Source organism: Paenibacillus sp. FSL H8-0282 (assembly GCF_037963825.1).
Taxonomy (GTDB): Bacteria; Bacillota; Bacilli; order Paenibacillales; family Paenibacillaceae; genus Paenibacillus_AQ; species Paenibacillus_AQ odorifer.
The window spans coordinates 2,069,417-2,086,338 of sequence record NZ_CP150146.1 but is presented as its reverse complement, the minus strand read 5'-3'; the positions used below and the strand labels follow the sequence as shown (position 1 = coordinate 2,086,338).

The 16,922-nt window shown below is 44.3% G+C and carries 13 protein-coding genes; 4 read left to right on the top strand and 9 right to left on the bottom strand.

Features of this window, described 5'->3' with window-relative positions:
• Positions 1-588: 588 nt before the first annotated feature.
• The gene (locus tag NST94_RS08920) at positions 589-1,314 is read right to left on the bottom strand and encodes an HAD hydrolase-like protein (protein WP_076184256.1); all 726 of its coding nucleotides are present in this window, start codon (positions 1,312-1,314) and stop codon (positions 589-591) included.
• 193 nt (positions 1,315-1,507) lie between these two features.
• On the opposite strand from NST94_RS08920, the gene NST94_RS08915 reads away from it, so the two are divergent.
• Positions 1,508-2,671, top strand: a complete 1,164-nt coding sequence (locus NST94_RS08915; protein ID WP_339281887.1) for an ABC transporter permease — start codon at positions 1,508-1,510, stop codon at positions 2,669-2,671.
• 96 nt (positions 2,672-2,767) lie between these two features.
• Positions 2,768-3,277: a PadR family transcriptional regulator gene (locus NST94_RS08910; RefSeq protein WP_036684013.1), complete on the top strand. Its 510-nt coding sequence runs from the start codon at positions 2,768-2,770 to the stop codon at positions 3,275-3,277.
• 104 nt (positions 3,278-3,381) lie between these two features.
• On the opposite strand, the gene NST94_RS08905 is transcribed toward NST94_RS08910, so the two are convergent.
• The 6 genes from NST94_RS08905 to NST94_RS08880 all read right to left on the bottom strand — a co-directional run bounded on the left by NST94_RS08905 (position 3,382) and on the right by NST94_RS08880 (position 12,125).
• A complete protein-coding gene (locus tag NST94_RS08905; protein ID WP_036684015.1) occupies positions 3,382-3,639 on the bottom strand; it encodes an AbrB/MazE/SpoVT family DNA-binding domain-containing protein in 258 nt (85 codons plus the stop codon).
• A gap of 506 nt (positions 3,640-4,145) precedes the next feature.
• Positions 4,146-4,787, bottom strand: a complete 642-nt coding sequence (locus NST94_RS08900) for a DUF6033 family protein (protein ID WP_076301318.1) — start codon at positions 4,785-4,787, stop codon at positions 4,146-4,148.
• A gap of 190 nt (positions 4,788-4,977) precedes the next feature.
• Complete coding sequence (locus tag NST94_RS08895) at positions 4,978-7,059, bottom strand: glycoside hydrolase family 36 protein (RefSeq protein WP_339282137.1); 2,082 nt, start codon at positions 7,057-7,059, stop codon at positions 4,978-4,980.
• 131 nt (positions 7,060-7,190) lie between these two features.
• Positions 7,191-8,501: a sugar ABC transporter substrate-binding protein gene (locus NST94_RS08890; protein WP_339281886.1), complete on the bottom strand. Its 1,311-nt coding sequence runs from the start codon at positions 8,499-8,501 to the stop codon at positions 7,191-7,193.
• Between the two features lie 125 nt (positions 8,502-8,626).
• Positions 8,627-10,270 (bottom strand): response regulator, encoded by a 1,644-nt coding sequence (locus NST94_RS08885; RefSeq protein ID WP_076179645.1) that lies wholly within the window; start codon positions 10,268-10,270, stop codon positions 8,627-8,629.
• Complete coding sequence (locus NST94_RS08880; protein WP_076184355.1) at positions 10,263-12,125, bottom strand: histidine kinase; 1,863 nt, start codon at positions 12,123-12,125, stop codon at positions 10,263-10,265. The genes NST94_RS08885 and NST94_RS08880 overlap by 8 nt, the downstream gene beginning before the upstream one ends.
• Positions 12,126-12,322: 197 nt before the next feature.
• On the opposite strand from NST94_RS08880, the gene NST94_RS08875 reads away from it, so the two are divergent.
• Both NST94_RS08875 and NST94_RS08870 read left to right on the top strand, forming a co-directional pair.
• Positions 12,323-13,213 carry a sugar ABC transporter permease gene (locus NST94_RS08875; RefSeq protein WP_036684044.1) on the top strand — a complete coding sequence of 297 codons (891 nt, stop codon included), beginning with the start codon at positions 12,323-12,325 and terminating at the stop codon, positions 13,211-13,213.
• On the top strand, positions 13,213-14,046 hold the full coding sequence (locus NST94_RS08870; RefSeq protein ID WP_036684045.1) for a carbohydrate ABC transporter permease: 834 nt from the start codon (positions 13,213-13,215) through the stop codon (positions 14,044-14,046). Before NST94_RS08875 ends, NST94_RS08870 begins: the two co-directional genes overlap by 1 nt.
• Before the next feature lie 968 nt (positions 14,047-15,014).
• On the opposite strand, the gene NST94_RS08865 is transcribed toward NST94_RS08870, so the two are convergent.
• Both NST94_RS08865 and NST94_RS08860 read right to left on the bottom strand, forming a co-directional pair.
• Entirely contained in the window at positions 15,015-16,019 is a 1,005-nt protein-coding gene (locus tag NST94_RS08865; RefSeq protein ID WP_339281885.1) for a CapA family protein, read from the bottom strand.
• Positions 16,020-16,151: 132 nt separating this feature from the next.
• Positions 16,152-16,811: a class I SAM-dependent methyltransferase gene (locus NST94_RS08860; RefSeq protein ID WP_076124835.1), complete on the bottom strand. Its 660-nt coding sequence runs from the start codon at positions 16,809-16,811 to the stop codon at positions 16,152-16,154.
• Positions 16,812-16,922 lie beyond the last annotated feature (111 nt).

Below are 16,922 nucleotides of genomic sequence, written 5' to 3'. Positions count from 1 at the left end.
AACGATAGTTTAACATAAAGGGTTTACATATTAGGCATGCAAAACATTTAGAACCCTTTATGTTATTTAAATTTCATTTCTTACTTTGATTAAATAATATAAAGTCAGAATAAATTGTATTAATAAGATAAGATATAAGCCAATAACCAGTAGTACATAAAGAATTGCCTGTCCTCCCCCCATATGATTAGTTAAGCCAACCTGTAAGGAAAAAAAAGAGCATTGTGGTACCCACACAGATAAGGAGTAATAGTTCCAATTTTTTTTCAAATAGATGTTTTATAAACCATAGATAACTTACAATGCACAACAAAAGAACAGCACTATAAAAAACAAGGAATCATAATGAGTTACAAATAGGCTCCCTCCACCAATAGAAAAGACTATACCTATAACTAAAAACATGTTTTATCGGATTACTCCCTTTATTTATGTATATATCTTTGCTGCCTGACGACGATACCGATTTCTTTCAACTGAAGCACCATCTTTTTGACTTCAATAAAAAGACAACCTTCTTCAAGAAGGTTGTCTCTTATGTGATCAAGCGCTTGCTTGTAAGCTAAGCAAACTCCCCATCGTAAGTTCTTATTCACTAATCGCTGCGTTATCGTATAAGTCAACCAATTCGTCGAAGGAGGTAATAATGACATCAGAGCCCTTCAGCTCATCCTGACGTCCGAAGCCTGCATAGGCGCAGCCGATTACGGTCTGGCCATTCCCTTTACCTGCCTGAACATCAGAAGAACGATCCCCAACCATCCAGGCACTGCTGATACCATGATTATCCAAAAGAATACGTAGCAGCTCGGTCTTAGTCGCAGTGCCTTGACCTCCCGCACTATACAAGCCTTCGAACAACGCCTTAAGCTCATGCACCACAACGATGCTGTGAATGTAATCCTCCAGCCCGTTGCTAGCCACAAACAGCTTCACTCCGCGCTCTTTAAGCGCTGTCAGTGTCTCAACCACCTGTGGATACAGTAGTGTGCCTCCGGCTTCAAGCCCTTCAATCTCCAGCTGCAGGAGCAATTCATCCGCCCGGCGGTGCACGGCTTCATCTGCTTCAGGCATAACATTCTTCCAAATGTCTGCCAGCAACATCCCTAAGCAGCCTAGAATACGTTCTTCTGGTGGTGTAGGTCCTACGTATAGTCCCTCTTCCCGTAAAATATCGAACATTTTATGATATGCAGGCAATAAAAGACTTTCAGTCTGGAACAATGTTCCATCCATATCAAATACAATCGCTTCTGGCTTGTTCAGTTTCGCATGAACCACGTTTTGTTCCGTTCCATGTACTTCGTTACTCATCTGTTGTTCCTCCCCATTCTGTTCAGCTTCAGGTAAGACATTCATCTGTGCGATATTTCCAGTACAAGCCCTATGATATATGAAATCGCTTTGTAATGTCCATGCTCTTAACTTTTTCTGTTGCAGTTTATATTTCGTTATGCTATATTTCAATCTGTAATATTACAACTTGAAATATAAAGGAGATATAACCATGTCAAATCAATTAATCATGCGCTTCCTCAAGCAGCCTGCTACCATCATTGGAATTATAACTGCACTGTTGTTCCAAGTTTTTTTCAGCTTAATTTGGATTACAGGGTACGATCATGTAACAGATCGGGTAGATCAGCTGCCCATTGCTATTGTTAATGAGGATGGTACAAATGCCCAGCCTATAGTCGATGGGATTGCAGGATCACTTCAGTTCGTAACCAGACAGGATCTCCAACTAGAAAATGCAAAAGAAGCACTTGAGCATAGAGAAATCCGCATGATTATCAATATTCCCCAAGGGTTCACTGGACAGATCAGTAATCCATCTGCAAAGACTGAACTCCACTACTTCTTAAATGAATCTAATCCGCAGATGGTCAGCAATGTGATGCAGTCGGTAGCACTTAAAGTCACGGCAGCAATGAACACTCAAAGCAGTAATTCAGCACTAAGCCACACCTTGGAAGCTATGAATCTGCCGCAAGCACAAGCGGAGATCATCAAAAGTGCTGCAAGCAGCCGCATTTCCGCCAACGTCGAAATCATTAACCCTACAACTAATTTTGCACAAACTATGGTACCCTTAATGATCGTTACCGCCTCATTTACCGGTGCTATGTTACTCGCGATGAATCTCCATAAAGCTTCCTCCAACTTGTCTGGACAATTCAGTAAATGGAATCGCTTTGCAGCCCGATTTGTCATAATGGGTGGAACGGCTGTGCTTATCTCACTAGTGGGAACTATCATGGTTAACTCACTCGGTATCCACTCTAATCGTGGCTTTCTGCTTATGTGGCTGTTCGAGTTCACGGTAATTCTCTCCTGTATGATCCTTGCTCAGTTTAGTCTGCTGCTCCTCGGGGATGCTGGCGGCTGGCTAAATATTGCGCTTCTCTCCATGCAAATGTTAGCGTCCGGAGCAACTATTCCACGCGATGTGCTTTCACCTTTTTATAACTGGATCGGTCCCTTTTCGCCCGCTTACTATGCAGTTAATGGTATGCTCGACCTGGTTATCGGGGGTAACGGGGTATGGAAGGATATGTTCTATTTACTCTGTATTGGGGCAACAATTGCTGTATTAAGCGTACTTGTCACTTTCCTCCGTAAAGAAACTCGGATCTCACGAGAACAAGAGCCCGTGCCAGTAAATGCGTAATTATACAGTTTGCCACTCCGGCTATGCCATTTCAAATTGAGAGCGATATGCAGTTGTGATATGGTAGGAAGTGAAAGAAAGGAGCGGCAATGATTTATGAACATACAAGATGTTATTCTGGGGATTTTAAGCGAAAAACCTCATTCTGGTTACGAGATAAAACGACATTTCGAGGAATACTTCTCATTTTTCTTCGATGCCAGCTATGGCACGATCTATCCTACCCTAAGCAAGATGGAAAAGCTGAATCTGATCACTAAAGAATCTGTGCGACAGGAAGGCAAACCCGACAAAAATGTATTCACCATTACCTCTGCCGGCTTGGATCAGTTCCACGCTTATCTACAATCACCAGCCGAAAAAGATGTTCTGCGTTCTGACTTTTTTATGCACCTGTATTTTGGGGAAAAGACGGACAAAGAGAACATAGATAATCTGCTTCGGCAAGCATTGATAGAAAAGCAGGCAATGTACGACGATCTGGAACAGAAGTTGAACCAGCTAGATTACAAGTTATCTTCCTACCAGAAGTTGTGCATGGAGCTAGGCCTCGTACAATATGATGCTTTTATCAAAAAAATCCAAAGTGTGCTAGAGTCTAAATAAAACCCGCTTTCCAAAGTACACCATAAAAAAAGAACCAGTATTACATGCACATCTTGTGCTTGTAATAGCGGTTCTTTTTTTTGAAATCATATGTGGTATATGGATTATGCTCTATCGAAGCTTGCAATAAGTTCATCAAGAACATCTTTGCTTACCATTTTACCTTTGAAATTGATCAGGTTTTCTGAGCTTCCGGAGAAGATACAAGTTGGCTCATATTTTCTAAGGATAATCTTTTCAGCGTCTACAAAAATCTCGAGCGGGTCTTTTATGTCGATTCCCATTGTTCTACGCAGTTCAATAGGAATTACGATACGTCCCAATTCATCCACTTTTCTTACTATGCCTGTTGCTTTCATCATCGTACATCCTCCCTTGAAGTCACATTTATAATCATTCTTGCTAAAAGCTATGTACGCTTCTATATGATAGTAATGATTACGCTACTACCTAATTCTAAAGTTCTATTCATTTCCTGTCAATTATTTTTCTACATCATATGATATTATTCGACAAAATTTCGACAATGTATGATATCTGTTGAGCACCAAGATTTGAAGCCATGTCAGAACACAAAAAAATAGGGGCTTCTCTGGAATGTCGAAATTCACCCAGAATGTAACCCTACTTGATGACAATTCTACCCTAAAATACCTTCGTTAATCTATTTGTAAATCTTGTCACTCCGCTTATCCGCAATCACAGTAAGTAGGAAATTGTCGAAAACTAGCAAGAACGCTACTCCGTCATTTACCCAGATGTTTAGTAAGTCAAACTTAAATGTGGACTTTTGGTGAAAAAAAATAAAACCGCCTAAGAGGTCACAAACGCATTGACCCAGGCGGTAATTATGATAAGAAGTACTTAATCATTTAATTAACAGGTTCTTTTTTCGCAGCATTGAATCTAGACTGGCTTGACGGATACTATTTAAATTCATGCTATTATCTTCTTCGCTGCCACTGGATATTTCTGCAGGTAACCCAAATTGTGATATGGGATCATTACTGCTTACTTTATTTAACGAGTCCAATTGTTCTGCCCGCTTCTTTTTGTCTGCCTCTACTTCTTTTTGAATCTTTTCCCGCTCAGCAGGTGTCAAGTAATCACCAATCACCCAGAATGTAGCTGTTCCATCCGGATGTATAACGACACCACTGACATCACCGGGTTTATCATTCGCACTGGAAGTAAAATGATCCTGTATGATCGCTTCTACTTTGTTTTGCAGTTGTGGATCTGTTGCCGACTGATTCAGTATATTTGGAGCAATGGTTACATTTCCTTTGCCTGCACAATTGGAGTAAATACTCTTTACCGCTTCTTTGCTCTTGGGTATAGCTTGCACGTTGATCTTAATGTCGAATTTTTCTTCCAAATTTGTCAAAACCGCTTCTGCATGGGTTGTCGATAAGACATCTTGAAAAGAAACCTCTGAAGTCTGATTTTTTGGGCTTACTTTGGTTGTTTCCACACGATTCAGGTTACTGAGTGAAGCTACATTCAACAACTTAAACCAACTCCCTTCTTCTTTTTTCCTGTAGAATGCGGCAAATTGTATTAGTTCGATCTAGGCGGTTGAAGCATCCATTTAATATATCGGATTCCTGAATTTGTATTTATAGTATTTTCTCCAATTCAAATACAAAGAAGCCCGCTCCCAAGTATTAGATACTAGGGGAGCAGGCCCGCCGCAAGCTTTACGAAGTAATCTCAAACAATCTCGCTGTTTTTCCTGGTGGGAGTGCCACCGTCAAAACCCCTGCCGATTGATCCCAATTCCAAGTTGAACTATGCTGCTGAGGATAGGCACAGGCGATCGCTGGTTCAAGTCCCTTCAGCTCTTCTATCGGCAATTGGACATTTGCAGCTTCTCCGTCAATCCGCCATACCGCGACATACCGTCGTTCGCCGCGCCGCAGGCCAAGGCTGACCCATTCGCCCTCACTGTCCGGCAGGCCGAGTGGCCAGAAAGGTGTGGCGTGTGGGATATCACTGCGAATGGTTTTGTAATAATCCAGCGCTTCTTTAACTAGACTTCTGCGGTGGGGTTCAAGCTCCGCCAAATGACCGCTCTGGTGTACACGAAGCAACAGCGCATTAACCATATTGAAGATGACTTCCTCATCGTCCCCCTCTCGCAGCGGATAAGACCAAACAGCGGACTGCTCCGGTGTCAATGCTGCCGGAGAACCTGCAGCAATGGCCGCATACTGTACATAATCCTCCTGGTCGCTAGTAGACTGGATGCTGTGTCGGCTGAGCATCGCATAATCCATGCGCATTCCCCCGCTGGAACAGTTCTCGATAACAAGCTTCGGATAACGAACAAAGATACTGTCCAACCAAGCCAGATAAGCGCGGTTATGCTGTAGCAGCCCATCTCCGAAGCTGTCCGCATTCGTTTCTGTCCCAATGCCTGCATTGATGTTGTAATCCATTTTAATGTATCCTACACCGTACTGCTCAACCAGACGCGCAATAACACCGTTTGCATGATCAATGACTTTCGGGTTGCGGTAATCTAGCTGATAGCGGCTACGGTCCTTAACCCTTTTACCATGCCGCATGAAAAACCAGCTGTCATCAGTCTCCGCAAGCTTCGGGCTGTTGATGCCCATAACCTCCAGCTCAAGCCATAGTCCGGGAATCATCCCTTTGCTGCGGATATAGTCGAGCACATATTTAATTCCTTCCGGAAACCGTTCGCTGGAAGGCTCCCACTGGCCTACACCATCCCACCACTCTCCGGGTGCATACCAGCCAGCATCAATACAGAAATATTCACAACCTACTTCTGCGGCAGCATCAATTAAAGGCAGTAGCTTCTCAGTCGTTGGGCTTCCCCATAGGCAATTCATATAGTCATTAAAAATAATCCGCAGCAGCTCATTATCCTCATTAGGTCTGCGGATCATCCGGCGATATACCGTAAGCTGTTCTGCCGCTCCCTGAAATCCTCCCCGCACTGCACCTACAGCTGCTGGTACTGAAGTAAACTCTTCACCGGGAGCTAGCTTCAGCCACCAATGGTTATCATGTTCTGTAGGTCCGCTGACCAGCAGGGTAAGCTGATCGTATTGATCCGTCAGCTCCCAATGCCAGGAGCCGTTATGCTCAATCTGCCAGAACAAGCTTGTCCCGCTCTCCTTATTATGCAAAACTGCCATCGGCAGAAGTTCCGCTGCTGACCAAGAGCCTGTATTGCTTGCGGCAATTCGTTTGGAGCCACGGTCTGCCAAATGATACATCCCAAGCTCAGGCAGGCGGTAGGTACGCCACTGAAGTTCACTCTGCCATCCGCTGTGAGCAAGGGTTACTTCAATCTTATCATTGCGCTCCCCGCCCCCCTCTTTGTCTACACCTGTAAGAGCAAAGGAGGAGATGTATTCCACTGCCACCTCAGCTTCTCCAGCATTCTTTAGCACTGTCCAGCTTCGAACGATTTGCACACCTTTGTAGAACTGAAAATGCTGCATTGCCTGGATTCCCGAAATCGGATCAGCCAAGCTAAACTCCAGTTTACGTCCGAGCACATTCACTGTATCGCTGTGCCCCGCATATACCATCCGAAGACCCGGATAGGATGCTCGGTGTGTACGCCCGTGATATTCGGCGCGGTCTTCACCCGATAATTGCAGCTCCAGCAGCCGGAAGCCTTGCTTGTTCTTATCCGCTATGACTGCTTCCAAAGGTGCCGCTCCAAAATGCAATAGCCGAACATCCTGATCTTCCGTAACTTCAATCGTAAGATATAGTCCATTTTCAATGATTTCAATCATTTTGCTATTCACAATAATGTACCTCCTGACTTTGTCTCAGTATCTTCTTATGATTATATAACATATAAAAAAGGGACGGTTCTCCAGTAAGTGAATCTTACCTTGGAGCCCGCCCCCTGATCTGAACCTAGTTATTCTGCCGATCCGAATTGAATCCAAGCTTTTTGAATTTCATCGATGGCTTGATCCTTAGTTTTGCTGCCGCCGATGTAAGCCTGCATGAGCTCACCAAATTTTTGGTGGAAGGTATCCAGAGAATAGTTCACGGACAGGTCGCCGGATTTCTCTGTTTTGAGGATTTCTTCCATTTCTTTTGGCATTTGCAGGTCAGGCATAGGAGCATCCTTAATTGGAGGAATAACCTTAGCTACTGTAGAGAACCAGTTCTTACCGTATTCAGAAGTATACAGCCAGTTGAAGAATTCAATAGTCTCACCAGCTACAGCAGAATCCTTATTGATACGCAGGGCTTGATCCGCACCAGTAATAATCTGGGACTGTTCAGCCTTGTCGCTGACTGGGTAACCCATAATGCCCAGGTCGAAGTCCGGTGTGATTTTCTTAATGGCTTCTTCATCCCATGCGCCTTTACCCGTCATGAACGCTGTTTTGCCGGATGCAAAGTCGCTGACTTCAGCATTGCTGTCCCGTTCAAGCGGTTTGTCTGTGCCATGTTTAACAGTAGTATCAACGAAGCTGAAGAAGTTATTGTACAGCACCGGGTGATCCTTGATCGTGGATTTTCCGGCAATAAAATCATTTACTAGTGTCTTAGCATCCGTACCTGCATCTTGGGCTGCCGCATCTACGAAGTGTTGGAAGATATGTTTCCATACCCACCACTCTTTATAGGCGTTGGCAAAAGGAGTAATGCCTTTAGCTTCAAGCTTAGTAATCGCATCGTCCATTTGGGCTGTTGTCTTAGGAACTTCTGTAATCCCAGCATCAGCCAACAGTTTCTTATTGTACATCAGGACGAATAGATTTCCTTTTACCGGAAGACCGAGCACTTTACCGTCCGAAGAACTCATGTTAGAACGCACTGCATCGGTCATCGCCGCAGCCAGTGGCTCATTAGTTAGGTCAGCACTATACTCCGCAAAGGTATCAATATCTCCGCCCGCTGTGGTCTGGAATACGTCAGGTGTACTTCCCGCAGCAATCTTCGATTTGAGCACCGTATTGTAGTCAGCCTGCATAATCTCCAGATTAATCGTCACATTCGGTTTAACTTTCTTGTACTCGGCAATATAAGCGTTAAAAGCATCAGTGTACTCGGGTGATGCGGTGAACATATTAATCGTGACCGGCTTGCCAGAATCTGTGGCAGGAGTATTCCCTGTTCCGCTATTGTTAGCGGCATTGTTGTTTCCGCCGCAACCCGCCAGTAATCCGCCGACGAGCAGCAGACTCGCAGATAAAGCCATAAATCTTTTTAACATGATGTTGCCCCCTTTTCCTCATGCATCTAGTGGTCTTGAGACAATTCTAAAGAAAAAGAAAAAGGATAAGAATGTACATAAGTGAACTTATTAGGGTAAAAAAGTGTGTTCATGTAACCGCTTCACTACTCCCCGTTCAATAGCAGAACCCGATATTCAGAAGGTGAACAGTCATAATAATTACGGAACGCCTTGCTGAAATAATTTTTGTCCTTGTACCCCAACATCTCGGAAATGTCTTGGATTTTCAAATCGGGGGTGGATAGCAGCTCCTTTGCCTTGTCCATTCTTACCTTTTGTACATACTCATGTATGCCATAACCATATTGCCCTTTAAAAAGTTTCATCAAGTATTCTCTGCTCAGGAAATATTTATCCGTGAACATCGATATTTTAATATTCTCAAAATAGTGATTATCAATGTATGCTTTAATATTTTCCAGTACGCTGGGGCGATTGCCAGCAAGGCTTTTGCTGATTTCATTGCCATAGCAATCTAGAATTCCGCTCAGCACCCGCTCAAATTCGCCAAAGGAAGCAAAATCGCTTCCGATGCCTAGCCCGCGCAATCCTTTATCTTTACCGCCACGGATACGTTCGGGGATCGCATCCAGCTCCGTGGCAATATCGTTCAGCAAAATAATAAACTCCTCTATCTGCCGGTCAGCCTCGCCCAGATTAAAACGTCCGGAAGCCTCCCATTTCTTCGTGAATTCGCTTAAAATACTTTTGGCATGATTGATGTTCCCGCTCTCCAGTGCGTTGCGAATCAAGGGCATACGTCCCGTCAAGGAAGGATTATCTTTCCCCTGGGAAGTATCGTTGCTGCTATTTGTGACAATCGCTCCCTTCAGCGTCAGGAGGTCAATCCCGTCGAGAGAGGCTTTGGCAGTCTCATAGGATTGAGCAAGCGCCATGATGTCACCATAGGGCTGTCCGATTCCTCCGGCAACAACAATTCCGAACAGCTCTTTCAGCGTCGAGACTAACTTCTTCATATGATGTAAAGAGCGGAAAGTTGCGTCCTCCTCATAGCCGCCTTTCATCGTGAAGATGGCGATAAACTCGCGTTCTCCCTTATGGCTGGCGAAGCTGAAAGCCTGAAAATGCTCATCGCTATTCTCATTAATCACATTTGTGACGGCAAAATGCAGCAAATCCCGGTCCTCATGGAAGCGATTACGACGCACTTGTTCCAAATTGAGCACCCGCAGTACACCCGCAGCAAAATAGTTTCCGGTCGTATCGGCGCCGATCAACGGCAGAAAAGCCTCGTTGGACTGATTTTTGAAGCTGCGCTCAATGATCGACAGATAGATTTTCTCCTTTAGCTTCGGCAGAGACATGTTGAGCGTAATGTTCCTGTTGATGAACTCGCTTTCTTTCTTGCGTTTAGCCTCCAGCACATCGATAGCTTTACGTAAGGCCGCATTCAAATCCCCCCGGTTGACCGGCTTTAATAAATAATCAACTACCTTAGAACGGATAGCCTGGCGGGTATATTCAAAATCATTGTAGCCGCTGATTACAATCGTCAGCAGTTCCGGGAACTCCTTCTCCACGATCTGCAGCAGCTCACTTCCGTTCAGCTCCGGCATCTTCATGTCGACCAATACGAGATCGATCTTTTGCTCACGCAGCATGGCTAGCCCCATACTTCCATCCGTAGCCTCCAGTACCTGATCGACACCTAGTCCTTTCCAGTCTCCCAGGATGTTGATCGCCTCACGCAACGGTTCCTCATCATCTATAATCAGTACTTTATACATGGTTAATCCCTCCCCGCGGTAACCGCATGTCCATCTTTGTTCCGCCAGCATCACTGGTAATGGCCAAACCCGCAGCCTCACCATACAAAAGCTTCAGCCGCGTGTTCAAATTTTTCAGTCCGATGCTTTCCGTGTCACTTTCTACAGCGTCTTCTCCGCCCTGATCCTCCCACTGGATTTGAAGAGAATTTCTCACTTGCTCCAGCCGCTCCCCGCTAAACCCCGGTCCATCATCCGTCACTGAAATAACAGTATGGCTAGGCGTCACATGCGCTTCAATGGTAATTGTGATCGTTGTGGATACTTTTTCCAGCGCATGCTTGATGCAGTTTTCTACCAAGGTCTGAATGGACAGCTTCGGAATCTCCAGCTCCAGCAAAGGGTCTTCCCACTGGTAGGCCACCTGCATTCTATTTCCGAAACGGGCCTTCTGCAGCGCTAAATAACGTTCAATATGCTTTAATTCCTCTCTGGCATGGACCACATCTTTGCCACTAATGCAGTATCTCAGCGTCATAGCAAGATTATCGACCATATCAACAATATCATCATTGTTGTTTTTCAGCGCCTTGGTGGAAATGGCTTGCAGGGCATTATATAAGAAATGCGGATTGATCTCAGCTTCCAGTGCTTTGAGTACAGCATTTTTCTCGACAATTTTCATTTTGTACCGTTCATTGATCAGCTCATTCGTCTTTTCCACCATCTTATTGAAGTGGCGAGACAGATAGGCAATTTCATCCTTTCCTTCAACCTGTGCTTCAGCGTCAAAGCTGCCTGTACTGAACCGCTTCATCTGCAGCGACAGATTCTTTAGCGGGTTTGTTATTTTGTTCGAAATAAAGCTGACCAAGATGACCGAAACGATTAAAAATAACAGTCCTATGAAATAGTTCAATTTGCGTGTTGTTGTGGCCGCTTCATAAATTTCTTTGTAGGGAATCGGCTTAATCAGCTTCCAGCCTTCTTTTTTGCTGATGTCATAAATCACTAGATACTTCTCTTCTTTATCCGACCACGTCACGCGTCCTCCTGAGGCTGGTGTCAGCTCCTTAAGCAGTCCCGCTTGTTCGCTCTGTTGATAAAACCCGGGGTCATCCACCACAAAAGGTTCATTATCGGGACTGACATACATTAGGTGCTGCCCTTTACTGAAGGGAATATCCTTCATAATCTCGTCCGTAACCGAGGAGTTGAAATAAAGGGAGAGTACCGCCTGCGGCTCCCTGGAGACTATGGAGCGCAGCAATCGATGGTAGCCCATGAAGCTTTTATCCTTATTTATGGGGTAGTCGGAGCTATTGATCATCGAGGATTGGTTTTTTACAAAAGACTGGTAAGAACGGTTAAACGGGCTGGCCAGCGCTTTTTTATACCAGGAAAGATTCTCAATCGACGGATGCTCGGCGACCCGCACGGTAATATTGTAGTTCTCTTTGGTGACATAATAATACTTGTGCTCCTTGATCACATACAGGTAGATAGCTTCCAGATCATTGCGGGAGAAGTAAAGGTTCTTCAAGTAGTCCTCCACATACATCTTCGAGGCATAATCCTCCGATTCATGCAAAATCGCATAGGTGATCTCGTCATAAGATATTTGCGGCAGGGATAATTGCTCGATGCCGTCCAAATAACTCTCCAGATTCCGGCCGACAAGCAACAGATTGTTGCTCGTACTGGCGATGCTGTTATCCACCGATTCTTTTCGCAGCATGCCGTATGAAATGAACGTCAGTGAGGTCACCACCAAAATAATGATGATTGTAAACAGCAAAATAAGCTTGTTCGCCAACCTGCGTGAGACAAGCTCCAGCACGGGTTCAAACCGCTTTATGATCCACTTTTTAATAATAACCGGCAACCTCCCCCACGATTTACAGGCTTAATTATAAATATTTCAGTTCACCTTTTTACCCCTAACTGTACTCTTAAATCCATTTTTGAGTATAGGGTACTGCTCTATAATACACAATATAGACTAACCGGAATGGTTATGTGTGGCAAGCCTAGTCGATATTACCACCCAACAAATCAAGAAGAGGTGCATCCATGTTAAAATCACTCGGCAAAAGATGGCGCGAGAAAACAGAATTCGGATTATTCACTCTCCCAGTCCTCATCTGTATCGCTGTAGCATTCTACATTCCGTTTGCCATGACTATCCGCTATTCGATGACCAAATGGAACGGAATTTCGAAACACCCTAAGTTTGTCGGACTAGATAATTTCAAACAAATCTTTATGGGCGACACCAACTTCGCCAATTCAGCCTGGTTCACCATAAAGTATGCGATTCTGTACATTGTTCTCGTTAACGTGCTGGCCATTCTGCTCGCACTGGTTCTGGACATGAAGCTGAAGAGCACCCCTTGGCTGAGAGCCGCTTTCTTTATTCCTTATATCCTCAGTCTTGTCATTGTCGGTTTTATCTGGAAATTTATCTTTATGCAAGGTTTCAACTCACTCGGAGAAAGTACAGGCTGGTCCATATTTGGTCTAAGCTGGCTAGGGACGCCGGGACTTGCTTTCGTCTCCATACTGGCCGTCTCCATCTGGCAGTCGATTGGTTTTTATCTGGTCATTTATATTGCCGGTCTGCAATCTGTACCTGAGGATCTCAAAGAAGCAGCCACAGTTGACGGCGCTGGTCCCATGAGAAAATTCTTCAGTATTACACTGCCGCTGCTCGCTCCATCCATTACGATTTCTGTGTTCATGGCACTGACCAATTCGATCAAGGTGTTCGATGTCATCCTGTCATTAACCGGGGGCGGACCTGGCGGAACTACCTACAGTATCGCTTACGATATCTACCGGGATACCTTCCAGAACAATCTGTATGGATACGGTACAGCGAAAGCGCTTATCCTGTTCCTAGCCGTCTTGGTGGTAACCATTCTCCAGTTAGCATTCTTCAAACGAAGAGAGGTTGAGGCATAATGAATACAAACCGCAAAGCAGGACGAATCATTCTAGAGGTTGTTATGGTCATCCTCTCTCTTCTATTTCTATATCCGCTATTTCTGACGATTATCAACTCGTTAAAAAGCTTTAGCGAAGTCATGACGGATGTCATCGCCCTGCCGAAACATCTGGTCTTCGGCAACTATTCCTACGTGTGGAAGTTTATCAACTATCCGAAGCTGTTCCTGAACAACTTTGTCATTACCGGTGTAGGTCTTCTGGGTATTGTGTTCATTTCATCCATAGCAGCCTACAAGCTGGCACGGACGAAATCCAGACTGAGCGGGGTGATTTATTTCCTCTGCATTATGCCGATGCTGATTCCGTTCCAATCGATCATGCTGACCGTTCTGCAAACGGCTAAGACTTTAAATCTCTCTGAGAGTACTTGGGGACTTGGGTTGTTATATTGGGGTTTCGGTGCTCCACTCGCCGTGTTTATCTACCATGGATTCGTCAAGGGTATTCCGGTTGAAATTGATGAGAGTGCCACGATTGATGGAGCATCCGGCTTCCGCCTGTTCTTCAGTGTCATCTTCCCACTCCTGAAATCAGTCACAACAACCATTGTCATTATCGACGTAATGTGGATCTGGAATGACTTCCTGCTCCCGCTGCTCATGGTCAACGGCTCCCCAGATACCAAAACGCTGACACTGGCTGCCTACACCTTCGTGGGCCAATATACCTCAGATTGGCAATATGCGATGACAGCTATGGTCATGGCGGTGCTGCCATCGATCGTGGTATTCATCTTCTTGCAAAAGTACATCGTTAAGGGTGTTGTTGCGGGGGCGGTGAAGGGCTGATTATCTAATTCCAAACTTAGCTTCTGCATAAAAAGGGGGAGATCCATATGGATCTCCCCCTTTTTGCAGACATTCCAATACTTTGCATACTGCTGCGGTCAGCTTTTGATGCAGACGTTCCAATACTAACTAGTAGTTTAACTGTATTTTGTACAACTATAATTCTGCAACTCGCTCGGCTGATGGATATAACTGTATTTCGTGCAACTATTCTGTTGATATATTGCCCTCTAGGTCGATTCTCTAGTTTTTAGTTGTATAGAATACACTTAAAAGCAGAATGGTCCGTTTTACATATAAAATAGGTGTATAGAATACAGTTATTTCACAAACACAACGGTGATACTTTATAGGCACTCCATACGGACTCCATTGGTACTCCATTGGTACTCTCTGCATACTGCTACAGTCAGCTTTTGATGCAGACGCTCCAATACTCTACATACTGCTGCAGTCTGCTTTTGATGCAGACGTTCCAATACTCTACATACTGCTGCGGTCAGCTTTTGATGCAGACATTCCAATACTAACTAGTAGTTTAACTGTATTTTGTACAACTATAACTCTGCAACTCGCTCGGCCGATGGATATAGCTGTATTTCGTGCAACTATTCTGTTGATTTATTGCCCTCTAGGTCGATTCTCTAGTTTTTAGTTGTATAGAATACACTTAAAAGCAGAATGGTCCGTTTTACATATAAAATAGGTGTATAGAATACAGTTATTTCACAAACACAACGGTGATACTTTATAGGCACTCCATAGGTATTCCATACGCCACATCATACGTACTCCATAGGTACTTGATACGCCACATCATACGACTCCATACATACTCCATACGTGCTCCATACGTACTTCATGCCACCCCATACGGACTCCACAGTTACTCCATAAGTACTCCACACATTTCGCATTCTAACGAGATCGAGCGCGATCCGTGAATAGCTAATCAGAGTTTGTATTTATTAAAGCTGCTTTTCCGTGACCCTGCCATTAGCGTCTATGTTGGCATTAAAAGATAGGGTGTTCAGGAGCTTAATCGTTTTCCTATTGTAGGAATCATCCATAAAATTAGGCTGTCCGCCAATGATTTTGACAGGGGTAATCTTGCTGGTCATCTTGGAGTCCTTAATCTCAACGTTCAATAGCATAGAATTAAGTGTTTTTTCCCCACCACGTGTGGAGCGATTAAACACAAAATTCCCAAGTGAATAATAAATGGGCTTGTGCTTATAGTATTCGATGCCCATAAGGCAGTGACTGTGTGCGCCAAGAATTAAATCTGCCCCGCTATCAATCATCTGTTTAGCTAGTATGCGAGCGTACTTTTCAGGGAAATCCTTAAACTCTTCATTCCAGTGAATATATACGATCGTGTAATCATTTTCCTTGGACATCTTCTGAATGGCGCTAAGCATAGGCTGCGAGGTGTAAGCTGAAGCGGCTCCCGGTTTGTTTTTGCCGGCATACCACGAAGGATTTGAAAGCACACGGCTAACGCCGAGGATGGCGATCTTTTTCCCTTTTACCGTCTTAGTATAAGGCTTGAACGCTTCATCTTCATCTTTGCCAGCGCCTGTATGGCCAATCTTGTTTCGATCCAAATGGATCAGCGTGTCGAGCATAGCGTCTTTTCCATAATCCAAAATATGATTATTCGCCAAGGACACTCCATCAATCCCGGCATAGGTTAAGCCGCCTAACGTTGCTGGTTTGGATCTGAAGGCAAAGGTTTTCTCTGCCGCTTTCCCTCGGATAGACACAGGCGTCTCCAGATTGGCGAAGGTGATGTCAGCCTTTTGCAGCGTAGGTGCGACCTTTACAAACGGAAAATTCACCCCATATTTAGCAATCTGATCGCCAACAAAACCGTCCAAAAGGATATCACCCGCAAAAGCAAGCTTTATAGGATCTGAAGATAGTGAAGCTGCACTGGAAGCAGATGTCACAGGAACTATTAGTGATAACATAAGTGTAATGAATGCTATTCTACGCAAAACCTTCGATCCTAATCTCAAAAAATACAGCCTCCTCTCATCTTTTGTTAGCTATGATCCTAGCATACTGGAAAGAGGTTACTAAAATAAGAGTAGAAAGACCTGTTATTCCTTTGCTTTTTTCAGAACGGCTCTAAAACAATTTAATCCACCCCATGCATCCGTATGCACAGCATCCGCAGGCAATTCAAAATCTGTCTCCCCCCAATACTGAAATCCAGTTTGTAGCAGCAGGTCATTCATAAGACTCAGATTTACCGTTGGATAATCAAATGTCAATACCAATAATCCTTCTTCGTTCAACGTCCGGTGAAATTCCCGTAAAGTACCGACCGTATCCTCAAAGCTCAAATGCTCCAATACCGATATGCAAAAAACAGTGTCAAAGCTTTCATCCTCATAAGGCAGATCCGTCAGATTAGCTTGAGCGAAATGCAGGTTGTTTGTTCTTCTAGCGATAACCTGCTTCGCCGCTTTTTCCCCAATCTCATTCTCAATACATTCTTGGATAGCTTTTGGGTAAATAACCCTACTGTCCATATCGCAGGCATAGACCTCTGCACAAACCCCTGCCAAATAAAACTTTAAGGGATGAGGAATCCCACAGGCTGCATCCAGCACAACACCATGCGGAGAAATAAAGTTAATACACCACTCATATTCAAAGGGACGGCTCCACCATGATTCCGGCAGATCATAAATTAACTTCTCACGACGTGCATCTGAATTTACGAAAAAACGCGAGACAAAGGGATGGGTTGGCATGGCCAGGACTCCTTTTTCAACGGAATTTTAGGTAGTGAGAGTATATTCATGATTTGCTGATTCATTCCATAACCTTACATTGAACGAGACAAACCAAAAAAAAACGGCTGC

Coding starts and splice junctions, on each gene's coding strand:
- NST94_RS08865 (WP_339281885.1), bottom strand. CDS start 16,019: ATGTTATCACTAATAGTTCCTGTGACATCTGCTTCCAGTGCAGCTTCA.
- NST94_RS08910 (WP_036684013.1), top strand. CDS start 2,768: ATGAACATACAAGATGTTATTCTGGGGATTTTAAGCGAAAAACCTCAT.
- NST94_RS08920 (WP_076184256.1), bottom strand. CDS start 1,314: ATGAGTAACGAAGTACATGGAACGGAACAAAACGTGGTTCATGCGAAA.
- NST94_RS08915 (WP_339281887.1), top strand. CDS start 1,508: ATGTCAAATCAATTAATCATGCGCTTCCTCAAGCAGCCTGCTACCATC.
- NST94_RS08890 (WP_339281886.1), bottom strand. CDS start 8,501: ATGTTAAAAAGATTTATGGCTTTATCTGCGAGTCTGCTGCTCGTCGGC.
- NST94_RS08860 (WP_076124835.1), bottom strand. CDS start 16,811: ATGCCAACCCATCCCTTTGTCTCGCGTTTTTTCGTAAATTCAGATGCA.
- NST94_RS08895 (WP_339282137.1), bottom strand. CDS start 7,059: ATGATTGAAATCATTGAAAATGGACTATATCTTACGATTGAAGTTACG.
- NST94_RS08875 (WP_036684044.1), top strand. CDS start 12,323: ATGTTAAAATCACTCGGCAAAAGATGGCGCGAGAAAACAGAATTCGGA.
- NST94_RS08885 (WP_076179645.1), bottom strand. CDS start 10,270: ATGTATAAAGTACTGATTATAGATGATGAGGAACCGTTGCGTGAGGCG.
- NST94_RS08905 (WP_036684015.1), bottom strand. CDS start 3,639: ATGATGAAAGCAACAGGCATAGTAAGAAAAGTGGATGAATTGGGACGT.
- NST94_RS08870 (WP_036684045.1), top strand. CDS start 13,213: ATGAATACAAACCGCAAAGCAGGACGAATCATTCTAGAGGTTGTTATG.